General features: G+C 69.0%; 20 protein-coding genes. 14 read left to right on the forward strand and 6 right to left on the reverse strand.

Annotated elements, in window-relative coordinates:
- Positions 1-3: 3 nt before the first annotated feature.
- Genes hydA through ACIBTM_RS29205 form a run of 3 tightly spaced genes read right to left on the reverse strand, consistent with a single transcriptional unit; the run spans position 4 to position 3753 of the window.
- Positions 4-1389, reverse strand: coding sequence for a dihydropyrimidinase (gene hydA / locus ACIBTM_RS29195; RefSeq protein WP_395880361.1), 1386 nt, complete (start codon positions 1387-1389; stop codon positions 4-6).
- Positions 1389-2231: a nitrilase-related carbon-nitrogen hydrolase gene (locus tag ACIBTM_RS29200; protein WP_073846488.1), complete on the reverse strand. Its 843-nt coding sequence runs from the start codon at positions 2229-2231 to the stop codon at positions 1389-1391. The genes hydA and ACIBTM_RS29200 overlap by 1 nt, the downstream gene beginning before the upstream one ends.
- Complete coding sequence (locus ACIBTM_RS29205; RefSeq protein WP_395880362.1) at positions 2182-3753, reverse strand: NCS1 family nucleobase:cation symporter-1; 1572 nt, start codon at positions 3751-3753, stop codon at positions 2182-2184. Before ACIBTM_RS29205 ends, ACIBTM_RS29200 begins: the two co-directional genes overlap by 50 nt.
- 242 nt (positions 3754-3995) lie before the next feature.
- Between ACIBTM_RS29205 and ACIBTM_RS29210 the strand changes: the two genes are divergently transcribed.
- The 3 genes from ACIBTM_RS29210 to ACIBTM_RS29220 all read left to right on the forward strand — a co-directional run bounded on the left by ACIBTM_RS29210 (position 3996) and on the right by ACIBTM_RS29220 (position 7497).
- Positions 3996-4679, forward strand: coding sequence for a response regulator transcription factor (locus ACIBTM_RS29210; protein ID WP_395880679.1), 684 nt, complete (start codon positions 3996-3998; stop codon positions 4677-4679).
- A 179-nt stretch (positions 4680-4858) separates the two neighbouring features.
- Positions 4859-5869, forward strand: a complete 1011-nt coding sequence (locus ACIBTM_RS29215; protein WP_395880680.1) for an ATP-binding protein — start codon at positions 4859-4861, stop codon at positions 5867-5869.
- Positions 5870-5937: 68 nt separating this feature from the next.
- Positions 5938-7497: a DUF4153 domain-containing protein gene (locus ACIBTM_RS29220; protein ID WP_395880363.1), complete on the forward strand. Its 1560-nt coding sequence runs from the start codon at positions 5938-5940 to the stop codon at positions 7495-7497.
- Between the two features lie 162 nt (positions 7498-7659).
- On the opposite strand, the gene ACIBTM_RS29225 is transcribed toward ACIBTM_RS29220, so the two are convergent.
- Positions 7660-8025: an SSI family serine proteinase inhibitor gene (locus tag ACIBTM_RS29225; protein ID WP_395880364.1), complete on the reverse strand. Its 366-nt coding sequence runs from the start codon at positions 8023-8025 to the stop codon at positions 7660-7662.
- Between the two features lie 59 nt (positions 8026-8084).
- The gene (locus ACIBTM_RS29230) at positions 8085-9707 is read right to left on the reverse strand and encodes a PucR family transcriptional regulator (RefSeq protein WP_395880365.1); all 1623 of its coding nucleotides are present in this window, start codon (positions 9705-9707) and stop codon (positions 8085-8087) included.
- Between the two features lie 144 nt (positions 9708-9851).
- Here ACIBTM_RS29230 and ACIBTM_RS29235 point away from each other — a divergent pair, with 144 nt between their 5' ends.
- Complete coding sequence (locus tag ACIBTM_RS29235; RefSeq protein ID WP_395880366.1) at positions 9852-11348, forward strand: CoA-acylating methylmalonate-semialdehyde dehydrogenase; 1497 nt, start codon at positions 9852-9854, stop codon at positions 11346-11348.
- A 92-nt stretch (positions 11349-11440) separates the two neighbouring features.
- Here the strand turns inward: ACIBTM_RS29235 and ACIBTM_RS29240 are convergent, their stop codons facing one another.
- Positions 11441-12667, reverse strand: a complete 1227-nt coding sequence (locus ACIBTM_RS29240; RefSeq protein WP_395880367.1) for a lipase family protein — start codon at positions 12665-12667, stop codon at positions 11441-11443.
- A gap of 209 nt (positions 12668-12876) precedes the next feature.
- Here ACIBTM_RS29240 and ACIBTM_RS29245 point away from each other — a divergent pair, with 209 nt between their 5' ends.
- From ACIBTM_RS29245 to era, 10 genes are all read left to right on the forward strand, one after another.
- A complete protein-coding gene (locus ACIBTM_RS29245; RefSeq protein WP_395880368.1) occupies positions 12877-13485 on the forward strand; it encodes a DUF1707 domain-containing protein in 609 nt (202 codons plus the stop codon).
- Positions 13486-13566: 81 nt separating this feature from the next.
- Entirely contained in the window at positions 13567-14592 is a 1026-nt protein-coding gene (hrcA, locus tag ACIBTM_RS29250) for a heat-inducible transcriptional repressor HrcA (RefSeq protein ID WP_395880369.1), read from the forward strand.
- 42 nt (positions 14593-14634) lie between these two features.
- Positions 14635-15798 carry a molecular chaperone DnaJ gene (gene dnaJ / locus ACIBTM_RS29255; protein ID WP_016332457.1) on the forward strand — a complete coding sequence of 388 codons (1164 nt, stop codon included), beginning with the start codon at positions 14635-14637 and terminating at the stop codon, positions 15796-15798.
- Positions 15799-15801: 3 nt separating this feature from the next.
- The gene (locus ACIBTM_RS29260) at positions 15802-16554 is read left to right on the forward strand and encodes a 16S rRNA (uracil(1498)-N(3))-methyltransferase (RefSeq protein ID WP_395880370.1); all 753 of its coding nucleotides are present in this window, start codon (positions 15802-15804) and stop codon (positions 16552-16554) included.
- A 624-nt stretch (positions 16555-17178) separates the two neighbouring features.
- Positions 17179-17529, forward strand: coding sequence for a histidine triad nucleotide-binding protein (locus ACIBTM_RS29265; protein WP_395880371.1), 351 nt, complete (start codon positions 17179-17181; stop codon positions 17527-17529).
- Positions 17530-17643: 114 nt separating this feature from the next.
- Positions 17644-18726, forward strand: coding sequence for a PhoH family protein (locus ACIBTM_RS29270; RefSeq protein ID WP_395880372.1), 1083 nt, complete (start codon positions 17644-17646; stop codon positions 18724-18726).
- Between the two features lie 127 nt (positions 18727-18853).
- Positions 18854-19408, forward strand: coding sequence for an rRNA maturation RNase YbeY (gene ybeY, locus ACIBTM_RS29275; protein WP_016332461.1), 555 nt, complete (start codon positions 18854-18856; stop codon positions 19406-19408).
- A gap of 13 nt (positions 19409-19421) precedes the next feature.
- The gene (locus tag ACIBTM_RS29280) at positions 19422-20774 is read left to right on the forward strand and encodes a hemolysin family protein (protein WP_395880373.1); all 1353 of its coding nucleotides are present in this window, start codon (positions 19422-19424) and stop codon (positions 20772-20774) included.
- Positions 20767-21093, forward strand: a complete 327-nt coding sequence (locus ACIBTM_RS29285; RefSeq protein ID WP_395880374.1) for a cytidine deaminase — start codon at positions 20767-20769, stop codon at positions 21091-21093. Before ACIBTM_RS29280 ends, ACIBTM_RS29285 begins: the two co-directional genes overlap by 8 nt.
- A complete protein-coding gene (gene era / locus ACIBTM_RS29290; protein WP_016332464.1) occupies positions 21093-21992 on the forward strand; it encodes a GTPase Era in 900 nt (299 codons plus the stop codon). Before ACIBTM_RS29285 ends, era begins: the two co-directional genes overlap by 1 nt.
- Positions 21993-22001 lie beyond the last annotated feature (9 nt).

The following is a 22001-nucleotide window of genomic DNA, read 5'->3' on the forward strand; positions in this document are numbered from 1 at the left end:
CCCTCAATTCAGATACTGGTTGAGGTCGCGCGAGAGGAATTTCCCGTGCGTCGTACTGCCCGAGAAGCCGGACGGCGACACCACCACGCGCCCGCGCGAGAGCACGGTGTCGACCTTGCCGGTGATCTCCAGCCCTTCGTAGGCCGAGTAGTCCACGTTCATGTGGTGCGTCTCGACCGAAAGGGTCTGTTTCGCCGCCGGGTCGTAGACGACGATGTCCGCGTCCGAACCCGCCGCGATCACCCCCTTGCGCGGGTACAGCCCGAACATGCGCGCCGGCGTGGTCGAGCAGGTCTCGACCCAGCGGCCGAGGGTGAGCTCGCCCGCCACGACACCTTGGTGCAGCAGGTCCATCCGGTGCTCGACGCCGGGGATCCCGTTGGGGATCGCGCGGAAGTCGCCGCGGCCGAGTTCCTTCTGGTCCTTGAAACAGAACGGACAGTGATCCGTCGACACCACCGAGAGATCGTTGGTGCGCAGCCCCCGCCACAGATCCGCCTGATGCGATTTCTCGCGCAGCGGGGGAGAGGCGACGTACTTCGAGCCTTCGAAATCAGGCTTCGCCAAATCCTCGATGGACAGATAGAGATACTGAGGACACGTCTCCGCGAAGACGTTCTGCCCGTCGTCGCGCGCTTCCGCGACCGCCGCCAGCGCTTGCGACGCCGAGAGGTGCACGATGTACAGCGGCGCCCCGGTCACCTTGGCCAGCTGGATCGCGCGCGAGGTCGCCTCGCCCTCCAGCTCCGGCGGGCGGGTGAGGCCGTGCTGCACCGGGTCGATCTTCCCGGCGGCGAACGCCTGCGCGGCCAGCTGGTCGATCGCGATGCCGTTCTCCGCGTGCATCATGATCGTCGCGCCGATCTCGCGCGCCTTCTGCATGGCCAGCAGGATCTCGCCGTCCGTGGAGTAGAAGACCCCCGGATAGGCCATGAACATCTTGAAGCTGCCGACTCCGCCGTCGACGCAGGCCTGCATCTCCTTCAACGACGAGTCGTTGACGTCGGAGACGATCATGTGGAAGCCGTAGTCGATGGCGCAGTTGCCGTCGGCCTTCTCGTGCCATTTGTCCATTGTGGACAACAGGGAGGTGCCCTTGGCCTGGACGGCGAAGTCGATGATCGTGGTCGTGCCGCCCCACGCCGCCGCCGTCGTCCCGGTGCCGAAGGTGTCGACCGAATGCGTTCCGCCGAACGGCATCTCCATATGGGTGTGCGCGTCGATCCCGCCCGGCAGGACGTACTTCCCGGTGGCGTCGATCGTCTCGTCGGCGGGCCCCAGCGTGCCGGGGGCGCCGACGGCCGAGATCGTCTCGCCGTCGACGAGGACGTCCGCCGCCGCAGCGCCCGCCGTGGACAGCACCTGCCCGCCGCTGATGAGGGTGGTCATCACGCCTCCGCGAGGGGTCCGTAGCTGTCGGGACGCCGGTCTCGGTAGAAGGCCCACAGGTCCCGCACTTCGGCGAGTTTGCCCATGTCGAGGTCGCGGACGACGATCTCCTCCTCGGTGTCGGACGCGGCTTCGCCGACGAGCTGCCCGCGCGGGTCCGCGAAATACGACTGGCCGTAGAAGTCGTTGTCGCCCAAGGGTTCCACCCCGACACGGTTGATCGTGCCGACGTAGTACTCGTTCGCGACGGCGGCCGCGGGCTGCTCCAGCCGCCACAGGTACTCCGACAGGCCCCGGCTGGTCGCCGACGGGTTGAACACGATCTTCGCCCCGGCCAGGCCCAGCGCGCGCCAGCCCTCCGGGAAGTGCCGCTCGTAACAGATGTAGACGCCGATGCGGCCGACGGCGGTGTCGAACACCGGGTAGCCCATGTTCCCGGGCCGGAAGTAGAACTTCTCCCAGAAGCCCTTCACCTGCGGGATGTGGTTCTTGCGGTGCTTGCCGAGGTAGGTGCCGTCGGCGTCGATCACCGCGGCGGTGTTGTAGTACACGCCGGGCTGCTCGACCTCGTACATCGGGACGACCAGCACGACACCGTGCCGCTCGGCGACCTCCTGCATGAGCTTGGTCGTCGGACCGTCAGGGATGCCTTCGGTGTAGGAGTAGTAATCGGTGTCCTGCACCTGGCAGAAATACGGGCCGTAGAACAACTCCTGCAGGCAGACGACCTGAGCACCCTGCGAAGCGGCCTTGCCGATGGCATCGACCGCGTTCGCGATCATGGACTCCTTGTCACCCGTCCACCGCTGCTGGATCAATCCGGCTCGGACCACGTCGCTCACTTGCATCCTCCTCGATTTCGGTGGTGCGGTTGCGTTCGGGCAGGGACAGCAGCAGGTAGACGACGAAGGCGCCCGCCAGGCCGACGACCCAGTTGTAGTCGTAGAGGGGTTTCAGGAACGGGATCAGCCCGTCGGCGGGGAACGGCCCGCCGTACGCGCCGCCGACCGAGAGCACGGCGCCGACCAGCGTCGCGACGAGCGCGCGCCAGTTCCAGCCGCCGTTGAACCAGTAGACGCCGCGTTCGGTGTAGAGATCCCGCAGGTTGAGGCGCGTGCGGTTGACGACCCAGTAGCCGGCGACCAGCACCCCGGCCACGGCGCCGAGCAGGCCGCCGTAGAAGCCGAGCCACGCGAAGATGTAGATGTTCGGGTCGGAGTAGAGCCGCCACGGCTGGATGACGATGCCGATGATGCCCGTGATCAGCCCGCCGACCGCGAAGGTGATCTTCTTCGGGAAGGCGTTGGAGAAGTCGTAGGACGGGCTGACCACGTTGGCCGCGAGGTTCGCCGACACGGTCGCCAGCACCAGTGCGATGAGCGCGACCACCACGACGACCGGGGAATCGAACCGGTCGGCCAGTTTCGCCGGGTCCCAGATCTGCTCGCCGTAGAGGACACTGCCGCCCGAGGTGGTCAGGATGGCCACGATCGCGATGAACGTCATCGTGGTCGGCAGGCCGAGGATCTGGCCGCGGACCTGCTTGCCCTGGCTGCCGCCGAACCGGGTGAAGTCCGGCATGTTCAGCGAAAGCGTCGACCAGAACGCGATCATCGCCATCAGCGACGGGGCGAACACCTTCCAGAAGTCCGGCCCCCAGCCGAGTTTCCCGGGTTCGGACAGGATCGGGCCGAGTCCGCCCGCCTTGACGAGCACGTAGCCCAGCAGGATCAGGAAGCCGACCGACACCAGCGGCGCCGTCCAGTTCTCGAACTTCCGGACCGCCTCCATGCCGCGCCAGATGACGAGCATCTGGAACAGCCAGAACAGGCCGAAGGAGAGCCACAGCGTCCAGTGCTGGCCGAGGACGACGGTGGAGTTCTTCCACCCGGAACCCGCCAGCCTGCCGACGATGATGTAGATCGCCTCACCGCCGACCCAGGTCTGGATGCCGAACCAGCCGCACGCGATGAACGCCCGCAGCAAGGCCGCCAGATTCGCGCCGCGCATACCGAAGAAGGCGCGGGCGAACACCGGGAACGGGATGCCGTACTTCGTTCCGGCGTGGCTGTTGAGCAGCATCGGGATCAACACGATCAGGTTGCCGATGGTGATCGTGAGCAGTGCCTGGACCCAGTCCATCCCGAGCGCGATCAGCGACGCGGCGAGAGCGTAGGACGGGATGTTGTGCGCCATGCCCATCCACAGCGCGAAGTAGGTGTACGTGGTCCAGGTCCGCTTTTCGACCGGGACCGGGGCGAGTTCTTCGTTGTAGAAGCGGCTGTCCTTCAAGGACTCGACCTCGCCGAGTTCCACCCGGCCATCAGGATGCACGTGCTGCGTACCGCGTGCCGTCGGCTCCATTGCGGAATCGTGCTCGCCCGCGCCGCACGGGTGGGACTGGCAGACTGTTCACTGTTGAGGGCGTCGGAGCGCAGACTGTCGATTGCGTTCGCCGGGTCCGGAGTGCATGACCTGCGTCACACACGTGGCCGTAGTGATCCGGCAAACCGGCTGAAACATCTCCACAGGATCTCCACAGCTCACCCGGATGGTCTCCACGGCCGGTGCCTACAGTCATCCCCATGGAACTGGGAGGACGCCGGGTGCTGGTCGTCGAGGACGACGTGACCATCGCGGAGAGCATCGCCGCGCGTTTGCGGGCCGAGGGATTCTCTGTCGACCTGGCGCACGACGGCCCTTCCGGCGTCGAGGCGGACGCCGAGCGGGAGCCGGACCTGGTGGTGCTCGACGTGATGCTGCCGGGATTCGACGGGCTGGAGGTCTGCCGCCGGATCCAGGCCCGCCGCCCGGTCCCGGTGCTCATGCTGACCGCCCGGTCGGACGAGACGGACATGCTGATCGGCCTCGGCGTCGGCGCGGACGACTACCTCACCAAGCCGTTCTCGATGCGGGTGCTCTCGGCGCGGGTGCACGCGCTGCTGCGCCGCGTCGAACGGTCCACGCGCGCCGAAGGCGAGGAGACGGGGACGAAGATCGTGCTCGGCGACCTCGAAATCGACGTCGACCAGCGGCGGGTCACGCGGGCGGGCACCCAGGCCCAGCTGACGCCGATCGAGTTCGACCTCCTCGTCCACTTCGCGAAACGCCCGAGGGCGGTGCAGCCGAGGGAACGGCTGCTCAGCGAGGTCTGGGACTGGGACGTCGCGGGCACCGGCTCGGGCACCCGCGCCGTCGACAGCCATATCAAGGCGCTGCGCCGCAAACTGGGCGCGGACCTCATCCGCACCGTGCACGGCGTCGGCTACGCCCTGGAGGTGGGATCGTGAAGTCAAGTGATCGCCATCGGAAGTCCTCCGGAGGTCTCGACGGCCCAGCTTCCCGCTGGACGCGTGGCCGCGAGGCCCGAGTACAACCCCGGTACGAGGACCTCGCGGCCACACACCCAGCGGAAACCTGGATCCGCCGAATACCCCCGAAGGCCTTCCGATGGCGATCACTTCGCCCGCTGCTCGGCCGTGTCGTCGACGCGCTGCCGAGACCGCTCGACCCGGTCCGCTCCATCAAACTCAAGCTCGCGATCCTGCTGGTGTCCTCCGGCGGGATCGCGTTCGCCTTCTTCAACTGGCAGATCGGCTGGCTGCCGCCGCGGACCACGATCGCCGCCATGGTGCTGGCCGTGGTCACCTCGCAGATCCTGGCGCACGGGATGACCAGGCCGCTGCGGGAGATGACCGCCGCGGCCCGCGCGATGGCCAAGGGCGACTACACCCGGCGGGTCCGCGCGACCGCCCGCGACGAGGTCGGGGAGCTGTCGCACGCCTTCAACCAGATGGCCGCCGACCTGGACGCCTCGGATCAGCGCCGCCGCGAGCTGATCGCGAACGTCTCCCACGAGCTCCGCACCCCGATCACCGCGCTGAACGGGGTGCTGGAGAACCTGGTCGACGGGGTCGCCGAACCCGATCCGGCGACGCTGAAGACCGCGCTGCAGCAGACCGAACGGCTCGGCAGGCTGGTTTCGGAACTCCTGGATCTTTCGCGGATCGACGCGGGCGCGTTCCCGTTGCAGCTGGAGGAGTTCGATCTCGAACTGCTGCTGGAGGAGGTCGCCGCCGAAGCCGGGGCCACCGGTCGCGGTGTGCGGTTCGCCGTCGACGTCCAGCCGCCCGGCGCGACCGCCGTCGCCGATCGCGGACGGCTCTACCAGGTCGTGGTCAACCTGCTCGACAACGCCGTCCGGCACGGACCCGCCGGGGGAGAGGTCCGGGTGCGGGCGGAGGCTCGCGAAGCCGACGTCGTCATCGAGGTCGAAGACGAAGGCCCCGGGATCCCGCCTGGGGAGCGGGACAGCGTGTTCGAGCGGTTCACCCGCGGTGAGCGGGCGGGCGGCGGGGGCACCGGCCTCGGGCTCGCGATCGCCCGGTGGGTGGTCGACCTGCACGACGGCAGCATCGCCGTGGTCACCCCCGAAGGGCGGCCGGGCTGTGTCATCCGCGTCGTGATCCCCGTTCCGTAGTTCTCCGCCGCTTTGTCCGGGCGCCGCACACAGCCAACGATATGTGCTTTCGCAAACTGGAGGATTCGATGAGCGAAGAGCAAGAGGAGAAGCAGGCGCACGCGTCGCCGCCCTCGGCGACGACCACCCTGCCGCCCGCCTCGCCGATGCCGCCCGCGCCACAGGTGCCGATTCTGATGCGGCCACGGGTACCGCCGAAGTCGGCGATCGTCCCGCTGCCCGCCTCCGTGCTGCCCGCGGCGGTCGCGGCCGGGCTGGTCACCGCCTTCGTCATGCCGGACGACCCAGGAGCCGGCTGGTTCGTGGCAGGGCTCGCCTTCGCGGTGGCCGTCTACTTCGCCGACAAACGCGCCCGAGGCGACGCCGAACCACACTTCCGGCTGGTCAACGCGGTGTGGGCGGCGTCAGCGCTCGGGCTGCTCGCCGTCGGCATGTTCCGCGCGTCGGTGTGGCTGAACGTGTTGTGCGTGCTGGCGGCCTTCGTCGCGGGATCCCTCGCGGTGGTCGGGAAACGCACCGTGAACACGATCGTCTACGACGTCTTCGCGGTCCCCATCGAAGCGCTGCTTTCGATCCCGTGGGTCGGGCGCGGGCTCACGAAGCTCGGCAAGAAACCGAGGCCGAGGTTTCTCGTGCCGGTGCTGGCGAGCGCCTTGCTGCTACTGGTGTTCGTCCCGTTGATGAGTGGTGCGGACGCCGCGTTCGCGAGCGTCGTCGACACCGTGATCCCCGAGCTGGACCCGGGGACCTTCGTGCGCTGGGGTTTCCTGTTCGTGGTGGCCGCGGTGGCCGTCACCGGGGCGTGTTACCTGCTGGCGGCGCCTCCGCTGCCCGCCGCCGACGACGCGCCGCGCAAACGGCTCGCGCACCGCCTCGAATGGACGTTGCCGCTGGGTGTGCTGGTGTTGCTGTTCACGAGCTTCGTCGTGGTGCGCCTGGTCGTGTTGTTCGGCGGCACCGAGTACCTTCTGGCCACGAGCGGCCTGACGGCGGCCGAGTACGCCAGGAGCGGGTTCTGGCAGCTCTCCGCCATCACCGTGCTGACCCTGCTGCTGGTCGCCGCCGCGCTGCGCTGGGCGCCGAAGACCTCGGTGGCCGATCGTGTCTGGCAGCGCGGGCTGCTCGGCGCGTTGAGCGTGCTCAGCCTGGTGCTGGTCGCGTCGGCGTTGAGTCGCATGTGGACATACCAGCAGGCGTACGGGTTCACCGTGCTGCGGCTGCTCGTCGAGGTCTGCGAACTCTGGATCGGCCTGATCTTCCTGCTGGTGCTCGCGTCCCTGATCCCGCTGCGGTCGGCCTGGCTGCCGCGCGCGGCCATCGGGGCCGCCGTCGCGGCGCTGCTCGGGCTGGCCGTACTCGATCCGGAACGGTTCATCGCCGACCGCAACATCGATCGGCTCACGCACGGCAAGACGCTCGACACCGCTTACCTCTCACGGTTTTCCGCGGATGTGGTGCCGTCGGCGGACCGGCTTCCCGAGCCGCTGCGGTCCTGTGTGCTCGGACCGGTCGTGCGAGAAATCCCGGAAGATGATTGGCGCGAATGGAACCTGAGCCGGTCCCTCGCGCGTCAGACCCCCGTTACCGCGAACGACGGGATCGGATGCCGGTACCTGACCCGTCCTTGAGCCGTGACCCACGGCCTTGATCGCCCTCTTGGGGGTGAGGGCGATCAAGGCGGCGGTGAACGGCGCCGCCGGGCCACCGAGGGGGAGGTCCGGCGGTCACCTGTGCCACGACGGCCTTATCGGACGGAAGTCCTTCGTGGCAACGCTTTGTGGTGATTCCGGTCAGAAGGTGAAGACGCCGGCCGACTCGGCGTCGGCGACGCAACGGTTGGCGTACGAGGTGCGGAAGGTGACCGGTTCGCCGCGCCACTTGCCGACCGCCGAGACGTCCACCGGCGAGTATTCGAGGGTGCAGGCCCGCGGTTCCGGGCGGAGCCGGTCGAACTTTCCGTCCACTTCGGACAGTTTGCCGCAGGCGTGGCCGCGCGTGGGGTGCGATCCCCCGGTGGGTCCGCAAGTGAGCGAGACGGTGCCGATCCGGCCCCTGGTGTCGTGGCTGGTCAGCTGGAACGTGGATTCGGCGGGCGGTGCCGGGGCCATACAGGCCAGCGCGAGCACGCAGGCGCCGATCGGTTCGAAGAAAGCCATATCAACCCTATCGGCTGACGTGGGCCGATCACTGTGTTCCACGCTCGGGTGAAATTCGCTCACCCGGACGTGTGGTCGTCCGCTTTTCGGATGTCGTGGGCGAGCAAAGCGACATAAAGCGAGAGCATCGACTCCGGATCTTCGAGCCGCACGCCCAGTACCTGCTCGATCCGGGCCAGCTGCTGGTAGTACGCGGTGCGGGAGGTGTGCGCGGCGGCGGCCGCCGCCGACTTGTTGCCACCGTGCTCGCAGTAATGCCTCAACGCCTGAACGAGTCTGCTGCCCTGCGCGGCGTCCCGGCTCAGCAGCGGGCCGAGTTCCCGAGCGGCGAACGCGGTGATCCGTTCGTCGCCCGCCAGCAGCTGCAACAGTCCGCGCAACCGGACGTCGTCGAGCCGGTGGACCACCCGTTCGACGTTCTCGGCGAGCGCCGCGGCGGCGACCTGCGCGGCTTCGACGAGCGTCCGCCGCGCTTCGGCGGGCCCGCTCCCCGTGGTCCCGACCGCGACCACCGCGGGCGCGCCGGCCCGGGCCTCGTGGACGTCGGTGGCCAGCCGCCTCAGTACCGCGTCGACCCCCGCCTCCGGCGAGAGCGCGATCAGCGCACGCACCTGGGTGTCGTCGGTGGCCACCAGCGCGGACACCTTGGCGTGCCGCGCGGCGAGCACGGTCGCCTCGGCGAGTTCCCGCAGCAGCACCGGAGTGGACTGCGCGGTCTTGGCGGTGACGGTGATCCGGGGCCGCACGGCGACCCCGACCAGCAACCGTCCCGTCAGCGGGACACCCAGCGCGGAGGCCCGCGCGGTCAGTTCGGCGGGCGGCACCGGGTTCGCCAGCAGTTCGGTCAGGATCGCGCGGTGCGCCTGGCGTTCGAGGCTGTCGGTGTCCTTGGCGACCAGCCGGTGGACCGCGAGCGCGGACGCGGCCCGTTCGGCGACCACGACATGCCGGTGCGGCGGCTGATCCCCGCAGACGACGACCAGCCGCCCCCAGTCGTGTCCGCGCGCGCCGACGACGGTGATCAGCCAGCCCGCGCCCTGGTGGTAGCCGGTCCGCTCGCCGACCTGCACCGGTCGTGACCGGGACGGCCAGCCGGGCAGCAGTTCGCCGGGGTCGGTCCCCGCCGTGTCGTAGGCGAGGACCTCGTGCGACAGCGTCTCCAGCACGACGGGATGTTCGGTGAGCCTCGCGACCTCCCGCAGGATGTCGCCCGGTTCGGCGCCGGCGACCGTCAGCGCCGTGAAGGTCTCGTGGACCCGCTCCGCCGCGCGCAGTTCGTCGACCTGGGCGTCGACGATCAGCCCGTTCACCGCCTCGGTGACCGACACGAAACGCGTCTCGCGCGAAAGGGTGATCAGCGGGACACCGTGGCGGTCCGCGGCGTCGACCAGCGCGGGCGGCAGCTTGTCACTCCAATGCCGGACCAGTTCGACGACGATCCCGGCGACCCCGACGCCCGCCAGATCGCCGACGTACCTGGCCAGCGCGGCGCCGTCGTCGGGCAGCGCGACCCCGGTGGTGAGCACGAGTTCCCCGCCCCGCAGCAACGGGGCGATGTCCGCGACCTCGGCGACATGCGCCCAGCGGACCGGCGCGTCCAGCCCCGCCGCCCCCGCCACCACATGGGGCCTGCCCTGACGCAGCACCGGCAGCGCGAGCACCTCGGCGACGGTCGGGTACATCGGCCTCCCACCCGGTTCGACAACGCTGGAGACAGACTGTACGGCCGGGACCGGGAGTCCGTACACGTTGACGATGGCGTCGGTGTGGCGCGCGCACCCAGACTCGACCGGGAGCAGGCACCAGGGACCAGGAAGGCGGAACCCGTGACCGACCGCATCAACCACTGGATCGACGGCAAACCGTGCGAAGGCGTGAGCGAACGATCCGGTGACGTGTTCGATCCGGCCACCGGCCAGGTGCGGGCGAAGGTCGCCTTCGCGGCGCAGGACGACGTCGACGCCGCCGTCGCCGCCGCGTCCCGGGCGCTGCCGGGCTGGCGCGGGACGTCGCTGGCCGGGCGGACGCGAGTGCTGTTCGCCTTCCGTGAGCTGCTTTCGGCGCGGCGTCACGAACTGGCGAAGATCGTCACCAGCGAACACGGCAAGGTCGAATCCGACGCCGCGGGGGAGATCGCGCGCGCGATCGAGAACGTCGAATACGCCTGCGGCGCGGCGCAGATGCTCAAAGGCGGGTTCAGCGAGAACGCCTCCACCGGCGTCGACGTGTACTCGATCTCGCAGCCGCTGGGCGTGGTCGGCGTGATCTCGCCGTTCAACTTCCCGGCGATGGTCCCGCTGTGGTTCGTGCCGAACGCGCTCGCCTGCGGCAACACCGTCGTGCTCAAACCGAGCGAGAAGGATCCGACCGCGGCCGTGTTCATCGCGGAACTGTTCGCCGAGGCGGGTCTGCCCGACGGTGTCCTCAACGTCCTGCACGGCGACAAAGTGGCCGTCGACGGGCTGCTGGAACACCGCGACGTCAAGGCGATCTCGTTCGTCGGGTCGACGCCGATCGCGAAGTACGTCTACGAAACCGGGACCAGGCACGGGAAACGCGTGCAGGCGCTCGGCGGTGCGAAGAACCACATGGTCGTCCTCCCGGACGCGGACCTCGACCTCGCCGCCGACGCGGCCGTGTCCGCGGGCTTCGGCTCGGCGGGGGAGCGGTGCATGGCGGTGTCGGTCGTGGTCGCGGTCGACCCGGTCGGCGACGAACTGGTCGCGAAGATCGCCGAGCGGATCAAACGGCTGCGCGTCGGGGACGGCAGGCGGCCCACCTCGGAGATGGGGCCGCTCGTCACCGCCGCCCACCACGAACGCGTCGAGTCCTATGTGGAGGCCGGTGTCGAAGCGGGCGCCCGGCTCGTCGTCGACGGCCGCGGTATCGAGGTCGACGGCGAGGACGGCGGGTTCTGGCTCGGCCCGACACTGTTCGACCAGGTCACCCCGGACATGTCCGTCTACACCGACGAGATCTTCGGACCGGTGCTCGCGGTCGCGCGGGCCGAGGGCTACGACGCGGCGCTGGAGCTGATCAACGCCAACGCCTACGGCAACGGCACCGCGATCTTCACCAACGACGGGCGGGCCGCGCGGCGGTTCCAGAACGAGGTCGAGGTCGGGATGGTCGGCGTGAACGTGCCGATCCCGGTGCCGGTCGGCTACTACTCGTTCGGCGGGTGGAAGGACTCGCTGTTCGGGGACAGCCACGCCTACGGGCCGGAAGGGTTCCACTTCTTCACGCGGACGAAGGTCGTCACCTCGCGGTGGCCCGATCCTTCGCAGGGCGGGGTGAACCTCGGGTTCCCGCGCAACAGCTGACTGCCGCCGCCCCTTGCGCCTAAGTACATGAAGGCCCCCTTCCTGTACATAGGCGCAAGGAAGGGGGCCTTCATGTACTCGGGGCAGGGACGTCAGAACCGGCCGCAGTTCCCGTTGCCTGCTTGCCCGTTGAACGCGCTCTTCAGCCACTCGGTGGCATCGGTGGGCGCGGTCATCATGCCCAGCGCGTGGGAGAAGAACGGCGTGAAGGTCGTCAAGTCCTTCCACTGGACGTTGGCGCCCTTGCCGCACCAGTCCTTCGCCATCTGCTTGCCGACGGCCGCCGGGATGACGTCGTCCATCGGGCTGTGTTCGACCAGAACCGGCATCGCGGGCTTGATGGTGCCGATCCGGTTCTCCGCCACGATCGCGTCGAACGGCGGCTGGGACAGATAGGCGGAGACCGGCTTGCCCTCCTTCGTCAGCGAGCTGGTCTGCTTGTACATGAACTGGAGGACCGCGTTCATGGTGCAGGTCTGCCGGGCCTTCAAGAACAGTTCGGCCCCGGCCTGGTTGGCCAGGTCCATCAACCTGGCCTCGGGGTAGGCCTGGTTGATGCCGATCAGGGCGTAACCGAGGAACCCGGCGTACATCCCGCCGTCGAGCGACTTCGACAGCACGGCCTTGTCCGCGGGTGCCGCGCCCGAGTAGACGCCCTTGACGTTCAGTTCGGGAGCGTAAGTGGCGGCCAGTTCGGCGGCGGCCGCGGCGGCACTGCCGCCCTCGGAGTAGCCGGCGATGCCGACCGGGCCGTTGGCGGGCAGACCCGTTCCGGGCAACCGCTGCGCGGCGCGGATGACGTCGAGCACCGTGTGCGCTTCGGATAGCCGGATGACGTACGGGTGGTCGCCGCCGCCCGTCACCCATGGGCCGATGTAGTCGGTCTGCGCGACGGCGAACCCGGCGCCCAGCAACGCGTTGACGAAACTGCCTTGGAAACCGGAGACCATGTCCGAGGCCCCCTCGCCCGCGAGGGTCTTCGAGGGAGCGCAGTCCGGACCCATGCCGAAGGTGAACGGCGCATAGGCCACGATCGGCCGTTCGCCGGGACCGTTCCACGGATTGTCCGGCACCAGGACGGTGCCGCTCACCGCGACCTGCTTGTCCTTGTTGTCCCGGGAAAGATATTGGATCCGGGTCGATTTCGCCCCGTTGTAGGTCGAGGGCTGGGACTTGACCACGTCACCGTTCTCGCCGGCGGGAAGCGGTGAAGAGGAGACGTATACCGAATCGGTGTCCGCGTTCGCGGCCGGCGCGCCCACCGCGACCAACGTCACGGTCATGACGGCGATCAGGACATGGCGAAAGGAAGAAGTCATACTGCGCTCCACGCTGAGTCGGAATGTGAGGCCGGTGGACGAAAACTCCGCACGTGAGCTAGATGGAAGACCTTCCGGTGCTGGGCGGTCAATGGCCGGTCGTCGAATTGTCATTCCCGTCAGTGTGGCGAAACTGATTTCACTCATGGCTTTCCGTGCGGCGGTCGTGCGATTTCCGGAATTCGCCGATTCCGGTTATCGTCGCCGTCATGGCAGAACCGAAGCGATCGGCGATGCGGGTGGCCGATTCCGATCGCGAAAACGTCGCGCAACTGCTGTACGAAGCCATGGGAGCGGGACGGATCACCGCCGGTGAACTGGAAACGAGACTGGACACCGTCTACGCGGCCAAGACCTTCGCGGAATTCGAACCCGTCGTCGCGGATCTGTCACCCGGCGGGGCGCTCGCCCTGTCCCACGCCGGCGACGAGGAGCAAGGCGGACGGCGCTCGTTCGCCGTCATGTCCGCCACCACGCGGCGGTTCGGCGGACCGCTGCCGCCGAACCACGTCAGCCGCGCGTTCTGGGGCAGCGTGCGCCTCGATCTGCGGCAGGCCCGGATCGCCGCCGGACCCTGCACGATCAGGGCGGTGGCGATCATGGGCGGCGTCAAGATCCTCGTTCCCGAGGACTTCGCCCTCGACGTCCGGGGGATCGGCCTGATGGGCGGGTTCGGCACTGGCCGCAGGACTGGGCGCCGGCGGCCGGTGACGGGCGCGCCGGTGCTGCGCGTCACGGGTTTCGCCTGGTGGGGGTCGGTGAAGGTGATCCGGAAGCCCTTGGAGCCGCGCCGGCGCTCTCCGCGAGGGCGCGGCTGAGGTGCCCAAAGAAGTCCGGTGGCTCGCCGGGCACTCCACCTTCCGTAAACTCGTTGTGAGGACGAGCCGAGGGAGGTGCAGGTGGCCAACGCGGAAGAGCGCCGCTTCGAAGTGCTGCGCGCGATCGTCGCCGACTACGTGGCCAACCAGGAGCCCGTCGGCTCCAAGGCGATCGTCGACAAGCACAACCTCGGTGTGTCCAGCGCCACCGTGCGCAACGACATGGCGGCGCTGGAAGAAGAGGGCTACATCACACAGCCCCACACCAGTGCGGGCCGTATCCCCACCGACAAGGGGTACCGGCTGTTCGTCGACCGGATAGCCGAGGTCAAACCGCTCAGCTCGGCCGAGCGGCGGGCCATCACCGCGTTCCTCGACAGCGGCACCGACGTCGACGACGTCCTGCGCCGCTCCGTCCGGCTGCTCGCGCAGCTGACCAGGCAGGTCGCGGTCATCCAGTACCCGATGATGACCAACTCCGCCGTCCGCCACCTGGAAGTGGTGCCGCTCACCCCGGCCCGGCTGATGCTCGTGCTGATCACCGATTCCGGCCGCGTCGACCAGCGCACCGTCGACCTCGGGGACGTCATCACCGAGGAGAACGTCGGCAGGCTGCGCACGGTGCTCAACGGGGCGCTGGCGGGCCGCCGTCTCTCCGAGGCCGCGGCGGCGGTCGCCGAACTGCCGGAGAAGGCACCGGGCGAACTGCGCGACAACCTCACCCGTGTCTGCACCGTGCTCGTGGAATCGCTGGTCGAGCACCCCGAGGAGCGGCTCGTGCTCGGCGGCACCGCCAACCTCACCCGCAACGTTTCGGACTTCCCCGGATCGCTGCGGCAGGTGCTGGAAGCGCTCGAGGAGCAGGTCATCGTCCTCAAGCTGCTCGCGGCCGCCCGCAACCCCGGTGCGATCACGGTGCGCATCGGTGAGGAAAATGAGGACGAGCAGATGCGCAGCACCTCGGTGGTGTCCATCGGCTACGGAATGGACGACCTGCTGCTGGGCGGGATGGGCGTCGTCGGGCCCACCAGGATGGACTACCCGAACACCATCGCCGCGGTGCGCGCGGTGGCGAACTACGTGGGGCAGATCCTCTCCGGCCGCTGAACGCGGCGGTGAGGTCGAAGTCAGAAGGAGAAGGCGAAGACGGTGGCGAGGGACTATTACGGCATTCTCGGGGTTGCGAAGAACGCGACGGATCAGGAGATCAAGCGCGCGTACCGCAAACTGGCCCGTGAACTGCACCCCGACGTCAACCCGTCGGAGGACGCCCAGCACCGCTTCGGCGAGGTGACCACCGCGTACGAGGTGCTGTCGGATCCGCAGAAGCGCAAGGTCGTCGACCTCGGCGGCGACCCGATGGACGGCGGTGCCCGTGGCGGCGGCGGAGACCCGTTCTCGGGTTTCGGCGGCCTCGGCGACATCATGGACGCCTTCTTCGGCGCCGCCGGAGGTGGCGGCGGCCGTGGCCGCGGCCCGCGCAGCCGCGTGCAGCCCGGCTCCGACGCGCTCATCCGCCTCGGCCTGACCCTCGAGGAATGCGCCACCGGCGTCGACCGCGAGATCACCGTCGACACCGCCATCGTCTGCGACCTGTGCCGCGGCGCCGGTGCGGCCGAAGGCACCGGCACCAAGACCTGCGACACCTGCGGCGGCGCGGGCGAGGTCCAGTCCGTGCAGCGGTCCTTCCTCGGCCAGGTCGTCACCGCCCGTCCCTGCCCGGTCTGCCGCGGCTTCGGCGAGGTCATCCCCGATCCCTGCCGCCAATGCGGCGGCGACGGCCGGGTCCGCGCCCGCCGCAACGTCACCGCCAAGATCCCGCCGGGCGTCGGCGACGGTATGCGCATCCGCCTCTCCGGCCAGGGCGAGGTCGGCCCCGGCGGCGGCCCCGCCGGCGACCTCTACGTCGAGATCGACGAAGCGCCGCACGAGGTGTTCGTCCGGCAGGGCAACGACCTGCACTGCAACTTCCGCATCCCGATGACCACCGCCGCCCTCGGCGCCACGGTGCCCATCGAGACCCTCATCGACGGCGACTACGAACTCGACATCGAGCCGGGCACCCAGCCCGCCACCGAACTCGTGCTCACCGCCAAGGGCATGCCGCGGCTGCGGTCCTCCGGCCGCGTCGACGGCCGCGGCGACCTGCACGTCCACATCGACGTCGTCGTGCCGACCAAACTCGACGACGCCCAGCGCGACCTTCTCGTCGAACTCGCCCAGCAGCGCGGCGAAGACGTGCCTTCGCTGTCCTCGAACGGCTCCAAGCCCGGCGGGCTGTTCTCCAAGCTGCGCACCAAGAACCACCGGTAACCCGTGCCCGAGACGACACTGCCGGTCTTCCTCACCGCCGCGCTGCCCGGCTCCGGGCGCACCACCCTCGACGGTGAGGAAGCCCGGCACGCCGCCACCGTCCGCCGCCTGCGCGTCGGCGAACGTCTCGTGCTCTCCGACGGCGAAGGCGGCATGGCACGCTGCGTCGTCGAAGCCGTCCAGGCAGGCCGCGACGCGGCGCTCACCCTCGCCATCGAAGAACATTGGACCGAGGAACCGCCCGCGCTGCGCGTCATCGTCGCCCAGGCCCTCGCCAAAGGCGACCGCGGCGAACTCGCCGTCGAACTCGCCACCGAAGCCGGCGCCGACGCCATCGTCCCCTGGCGCGCCGCCCGCAGCGTCGCCCGCTGGGAAGAAGGGACCCGCGGCGACAAGGCCCTCACCCGTTGGCGCACCACGGCCCGCGCCGCCGCCAAACAAGCCCGCCGCGCCCACGTCCCCGAAGTCGCCGAGCCCTCCACCACCCGCGAACTCGCCGAACTCGCCCAGACCGTTTCCCGCGCACTCGTCCTCGAATCCGGCATCACCACCCGGCTCACCGAGATCGAACTCCCGGCACAAGGCGACATCCTTCTCGTCGTCGGCCCCGAAGGCGGCATCACCGACGACGAACTCGCCACCCTCACCGACGCCGGCGCTACCGCCATCCGGTTGGGCCCCACCGTTTTGCGCACTTCCACCGCCGCCGCCGTGGCACTCGGCGCGCTAGGGGTTCTCACCGACCGCTGGAAGTGAAAAAACACCCCCCTAATTTGCGGCGAGTTATGGCGCGATCACGCAAACAGCCGTTACTCTCGTTAACTGACGCGCAACACACGGTTTCGGCGCGCCACTGGGGATGAAGCCCAGTCGCGCGTGTGAATCCCCGCCGGGCACCTCCCCCCTCGGTCCGGCGGAGCCGCGGCGGCGGTGGGCCGACCCCCAGGGTCCACCGCGCCGCGGCATCTTCATTTCGGGCCCTCCGCAAGTTGCTTCGCTCCTTGCCGCGCTCCGGAATTCGCGCCGCGGCGCGGTTCCGCGTGTTGACCCGGGGCCGAGCCCCCACGGTGAGGTCGGCGGCCGGGGTGGTCGTGAGTGGCGTTTCGGGTTAGGGCGAAGGGTGCCTTCAGGACCTACTGGACTTTGGCTGCGGCCGATCACGGACTTGGGAACACAGGCGCGGCGTGAGTGAAGGCGTGACTCGCGTGATTGGAGGCCGCACTCGGGGTGTTCCGCCGCCGATCACGTGAGTGCGGGTGCCACTCACGACCACCCCGACCGAGATGCGGGGACGCGAAGGGGACTTTCCTTGCATGCGACGCGACGAAAGCTCCCTTCGCCCCGTCCGCGTGGGGCTCTCGTGGGCGATAGGGTGAGGGGATGAGTGACGCGGAGACGTTGTTCGAGCGGATCATCGCGGGGGAGATCCCGTCCGACAAGGTGTACGAGGACGCGACGACGTATGCGTTCCGGGACATAGCGCCGCAGGCGCGGGTGCATGTGCTCGTGGTGCCGAAGAAGCGGTACCGCAATCTGGCCGAGTTGGCCTCGGGTGATCCGCAGTTGCTCGCCGATGTCGCCGCGACCGCTCGTAAGGTGGCGGAGATCGAGGGGATCGCCGAGTCCGGTTACCGGGTGGTGTTCAACACCGACGGTGACGCCGGGCAGACCGTCTTCCACGTGCACGCACACGTGCTCGGCGGCGAGCAGCTGGGGCATTTCGGGCGCTGAAGCGCCCGGCCTGCGGAAACCGGACTGCGTGCCGCCACCCGCAACCAGTAACATCGAACTTGTCACTGTCGTTGAAAATCGCAGCGTAAGCGCAGGAAGTAGGCCCGAGGCCACGTGGCCGGAACCGTACCGGGTGAAGCCGCCCGACCCGACGTTCCCGCGGACGTCATCCCGACGAAGGCTGACGAGGCCGCGATCACCGAAGCGGCCCAGTCCCGATTCCCCATCCCCGACGCCGCCGCGCTCAGCCTGCTCGGCTCCAGGGACGAAAACCTCCGAGTCGCCGAAGAACTCCTCGCCGCCGACGTCCACGTCCGTGGCAACGAGGTCACTCTGACCGGCACCCCCGCCGACGTCGCCTTCGCCGAACGTGTCTTCGCCGAACTCGTGACGCTCGCCGGCCGCGGCCAGCAGGTCGACCCGGCCACCGTCCGCCGCACCGTCGGCATGCTCTCCACCGGTGACCACGAGTCACCGGCCGAAGTGCTGAGCATGAACATCATCTCCCGGCGCGGCAAGACGATCCGGCCCAAGACGCTCAACCAGAAGCGTTACGTCGACGCCATCGACAAGCACACGATCGTCTTCGGCATCGGCCCCGCCGGTACCGGCAAGACGTACCTCGCCATGGCCAAGGCCGTCCAGGCGCTGCAGGCGAAGCAGGTCACCCGCATCGTGCTGACCCGCCCCGCGGTCGAAGCGGGCGAGCGCCTCGGCTACCTGCCGGGCACGCTCAACGAGAAGATCGACCCGTACCTGCGCCCGCTGTACGACGCGCTGCACGACATGGTCGAGCCCGAGTCGATCCCCCGGCTGATGCAGGCGGGCACCATCGAGATCGCGCCGCTGGCGTACATGCGCGGCCGCACCCTCAACGACGCCTTCATCATTCTCGACGAAGCACAGAACACCACGCCGGAACAGATGAAGATGTTCCTCACCCGGCTCGGGTTCGGCGCCAAGATCGTCGTCACCGGCGACGTCACGCAGGTCGACCTCCCCAACGGCCAGAAGAGCGGCCTCCGGGTGGTCCGCGACATCCTCGAAGGCGTCGAGGACCTGCACTTCGCCCAGCTCACCAGCCAGGACGTGGTGCGGCACAAGCTCGTCGGCGACATCGTCGACGCGTACGAGAAGTGGCAGGCGCTGCAGGACAGCAAGGACCAGGGCAGCGGTTGGAAGGGTCAGCGGAGATGAGGACTGAGCGCCCGTCGCCCGAATTGACCAAGGCGCGCGCGTTTTCGGCCGGAGGCCCCGCTGATGCGGAGGCAGGCCGGAGGTCTGTCTACGGATCAGCGGTCGCGCGCACTATCGGGGATGAGAAATGAGCATCGAAATCGCCAATGAATCGGGCGTGAACGTCGACGAGACCTCGATCGTGTCGGCCGCCCGCTTCGCGCTCGACAAGATGGAGGTCAGCCCGCTCGCCGAGCTGTCCATCCTGCTCGTCACCCTCGAGGTGATGGAGGACCTGCACGAGCGGTGGATGGACCTGCCCGGTCCCACCGACGTGATGGCCTTCCCGATGGACGAGCTCGACTCGTCGCGCCGCCCCGACGCGCCCGACGCCTCGCCCGCGCTGCTCGGCGACATCGTGCTGTGCCCGGCGTTCGCGAAGGACCAGGCCAAGACGGCCGGTCACGCGCTGATGGACGAGCTGCACCTGCTCACCACGCACGGCGTGCTGCACCTGCTCGGCTACGACCACGCCGAGCCCGCCGAGGAACGCGAGATGTTCGGGCTGCAGAAGCGGATCCTGGGCGAGTTCCAGGCCGCCGTCGCCGCGCACAACAAGCGCGACGCGCAGCGCTCCGCGGACGACAGGCTCCTCGGCACCGCCGGCCTCGACGCCGCGCCCGCCGAAGAACCCCCCGCCTAGGCGGCTCGAGGACATGGGTAGTCCCACGGCCCTGCTGGTCATCGCGATCGCGCTGATCCTGCTCGCCGGGGTGTTCGCGGCCGCCGACGCCGCGGTCAGCACGGTCTCCAAGGCCCGTGCCGACGGCCTCGTCCGGCTCGGCCGCCCCGGCGCGCGTCAGCTGTCGCTGGTCATCGCCGAACGCCGCCGCCACATCAACCTGATCCTGCTGCTGCGGATGACCTGCGAGCTGACCGCCACCGTGCTGGTCACCGTCGACATCCTCGGCTGGATCCGGCCGCTGTGGCTCGCCATCGTCGTCGCCGCGGGCGTGATGGTCGTGGTGAGCTACGTGCTCATCGGCGTCGGCCCGCGCACCCTCGGCCGCCAGCACCCGTACCGGATCGGCCTGGTCGTCGCGGGTCCCGTCCGTGTCCTCGGATCGATCCTCGGCCCGCTCAGCAGGCTGCTGATCGTCCTCGGTAACGCCATCACCCCCGGCCGCGGCTTCCGCGAAGGCCCGTTCACCTCCGAAGTCGAACTGCGTGAACTGGTCGACCTCGCCCAGGAACGCGGCGTCGTCGAGGAATCCGAACGCGAGATGATCCACTCGGTGTTCGAACTCGGCGACACCGTCGCGCGCGAGGTCATGGTGCCGCGTACGGAGATCGTCTGGATCGAGCACGACAAGACCGTGCGCCAGGCGCTCGCGCTGGCCCTGCGCACCGGGTTCACCCGGCTGCCGGTGATCGGCGACTCCGTCGACGACGTGGTGGGCGTGGTCAACATCAAAGACCTCATGCCCGCGTACATGGCCGAGGGCGGCTCGCAGCGGCAGGTCGAGGAGCTGATGAACCCGGCGAGCTTCGTGCCGGACTCCAAACGGCTCGACGACCTGCTCAAGGAGATGCAGGTCTCGCACAACCACATGGCGATTGCCGTCGACGAGTACGGCGGCACCGCGGGCCTGCTCACCATCGAGGACATCCTCGAAGAGATCGTCGGCGAGATCACCGACGAATCCGACACCGACGAACGCCCCGAGGTCGAGGAACTCGAAAACGGCGCGGTCCGCGTCTCGTCCCGGCTCTCGATCGACGACCTGGGCGAACTGTTCGGGATCGACCTCGAAGACCATGACGTGGAGACCGTGGGCGGGCTGCTCGCCGAGCGACTGGGTAGGGTCCCGCTGCCGGGGGCCGAAGCCGAGGTCGCCGGACTTCGGCTGTTCGCCGAAGGCGGTAAGGACCGGCGCGGGCGGATGCGGATCACCACGGTGGTCGTCCACCCCGCCGACGCGGACGCGGTGACCGACGCAGCCCAGGGCAGGCGCCGGACCCGGGTCCCGCAGCCCGATGAAAGTGACAGGAGTGTCGAACATGCCTGAGCTGGACGCCGAGGACGAGAAGCTGGTGACCCTGGCCAGGTCCGCGCGAGCCCGCACACAGGCCGCCGAAGGAGCCGCGCTCCGCGACACCGACGGCCGCACCTACGCGGCGAGCACGGTCGACCAGCCGTCGTTCAAGCTCACCGCGTTGCAGGCCGCCGTCGCCGCCGCCGTTTCGAGCGGAGCCGAAGGAATCGAGGCCGCGGTCGTGGTCACCGCCGAAGGCGTGCTCCAGGAGGCTTCCGTGCGCGCGGTACGCGACATCGCGGAGAACGCTCCGATCCACCTTGCCGATCCCAGCGGCAAGGTGCTGAGCTGATGGCCGAGCCGCATCGTTCCGGTTTCGCCTGCTTCGTCGGGCGGCCCAACGCGGGCAAGTCGACGCTGACCAACGCGCTCGTCGGCAGCAAGGTGGCGATCACCTCCAGCAAACCGCAGACCACCCGGCACGCCATCCGCGGTATCGTCCACCGCGACGACGCCCAGCTGGTGATCATCGACACACCGGGTCTGCACCGGCCGAGGACCTTGCTCGGCGAGCGGCTGAACGACATCGTCCACTCGACATGGTCCGAAGTGGACGTTGTCGGATTGTGCGTGCCCGCCAACGAGAAGGTCGGCCCCGGCGACCGGTTCATCGCCGCCGAACTCAAGAAGATCGCCAAGCGCACGCCCGTGATCGGCGTCGTCACCAAGACGGATCTCGTGAAACCCGAACAGGTCGCCGAGCAGCTGCTCGCCCTGCAGGAGGTCATGGAGTTCGCCGAGCTGATCCCGGTGTCCGCTGTGGACGGTTTCCAGGTCGGCGCGCTCTCGGACCTGTTGGTGCGGCACCTTCCCGAGGGGCCGCAGCTGTATCCGGGCGGCGAACTCACCGACGAGCCGGAACAGACCTTGGTCGCCGAGCTGATCCGCGAGGCGGCGCTGGAGGGTGTCCGTGACGAGCTCCCGCACTCGATCGCCGTCACCGTCGAGGAGATGCTGCCACACGAGGGCAGGGACGACATGATCGACGTGCACGCGTTCCTCTATGTGGAACGTCCGAGCCAGAAGGGCATCATCCTCGGGCACAAGGGTGAGCGGCTCAAGGACGTCGGCGCGCGCGCCCGGCAGCAGATCGAAGGGCTCCTCGGCTCGAAGGTCTACCTCGACCTGCACATCAAGGTCGCCAAAGAGTGGCAGCGCGACCCCCGTCAGTTGCGACGGCTGGGCTTCTGACTGAACGGA

The organism is Amycolatopsis sp. NPDC049868 (assembly GCF_044461365.1).
Taxonomy (GTDB): domain Bacteria; phylum Actinomycetota; class Actinomycetes; order Mycobacteriales; family Pseudonocardiaceae; genus Amycolatopsis.

Bases quoted from the DNA above. Each gene is read 5' to 3' on its own strand.
- ybeY (WP_016332461.1), top strand. From the start codon at position 18,854: ATGAGCATCGAAATCGCCAATGAATCGGGCGTGAACGTCGACGAGACC.
- ACIBTM_RS29265 (WP_395880371.1), top strand. From the start codon at position 17,179: ATGAGTGACGCGGAGACGTTGTTCGAGCGGATCATCGCGGGGGAGATC.
- ACIBTM_RS29285 (WP_395880374.1), top strand. From the start codon at position 20,767: ATGCCTGAGCTGGACGCCGAGGACGAGAAGCTGGTGACCCTGGCCAGG.
- ACIBTM_RS29205 (WP_395880362.1), bottom strand. From the start codon at position 3,753: ATGGAGCCGACGGCACGCGGTACGCAGCACGTGCATCCTGATGGCCGG.
- hydA (WP_395880361.1), bottom strand. From the start codon at position 1,389: ATGACCACCCTCATCAGCGGCGGGCAGGTGCTGTCCACGGCGGGCGCT.
- ACIBTM_RS29225 (WP_395880364.1), bottom strand. From the start codon at position 8,025: ATGGCTTTCTTCGAACCGATCGGCGCCTGCGTGCTCGCGCTGGCCTGT.
- ACIBTM_RS29240 (WP_395880367.1), bottom strand. From the start codon at position 12,667: ATGACTTCTTCCTTTCGCCATGTCCTGATCGCCGTCATGACCGTGACG.
- ACIBTM_RS29245 (WP_395880368.1), top strand. From the start codon at position 12,877: ATGGCAGAACCGAAGCGATCGGCGATGCGGGTGGCCGATTCCGATCGC.
- era (WP_016332464.1), top strand. From the start codon at position 21,093: ATGGCCGAGCCGCATCGTTCCGGTTTCGCCTGCTTCGTCGGGCGGCCC.
- ACIBTM_RS29280 (WP_395880373.1), top strand. From the start codon at position 19,422: ATGGGTAGTCCCACGGCCCTGCTGGTCATCGCGATCGCGCTGATCCTG.
- ACIBTM_RS29230 (WP_395880365.1), bottom strand. From the start codon at position 9,707: ATGTACCCGACCGTCGCCGAGGTGCTCGCGCTGCCGGTGCTGCGTCAG.
- ACIBTM_RS29220 (WP_395880363.1), top strand. From the start codon at position 5,938: ATGAGCGAAGAGCAAGAGGAGAAGCAGGCGCACGCGTCGCCGCCCTCG.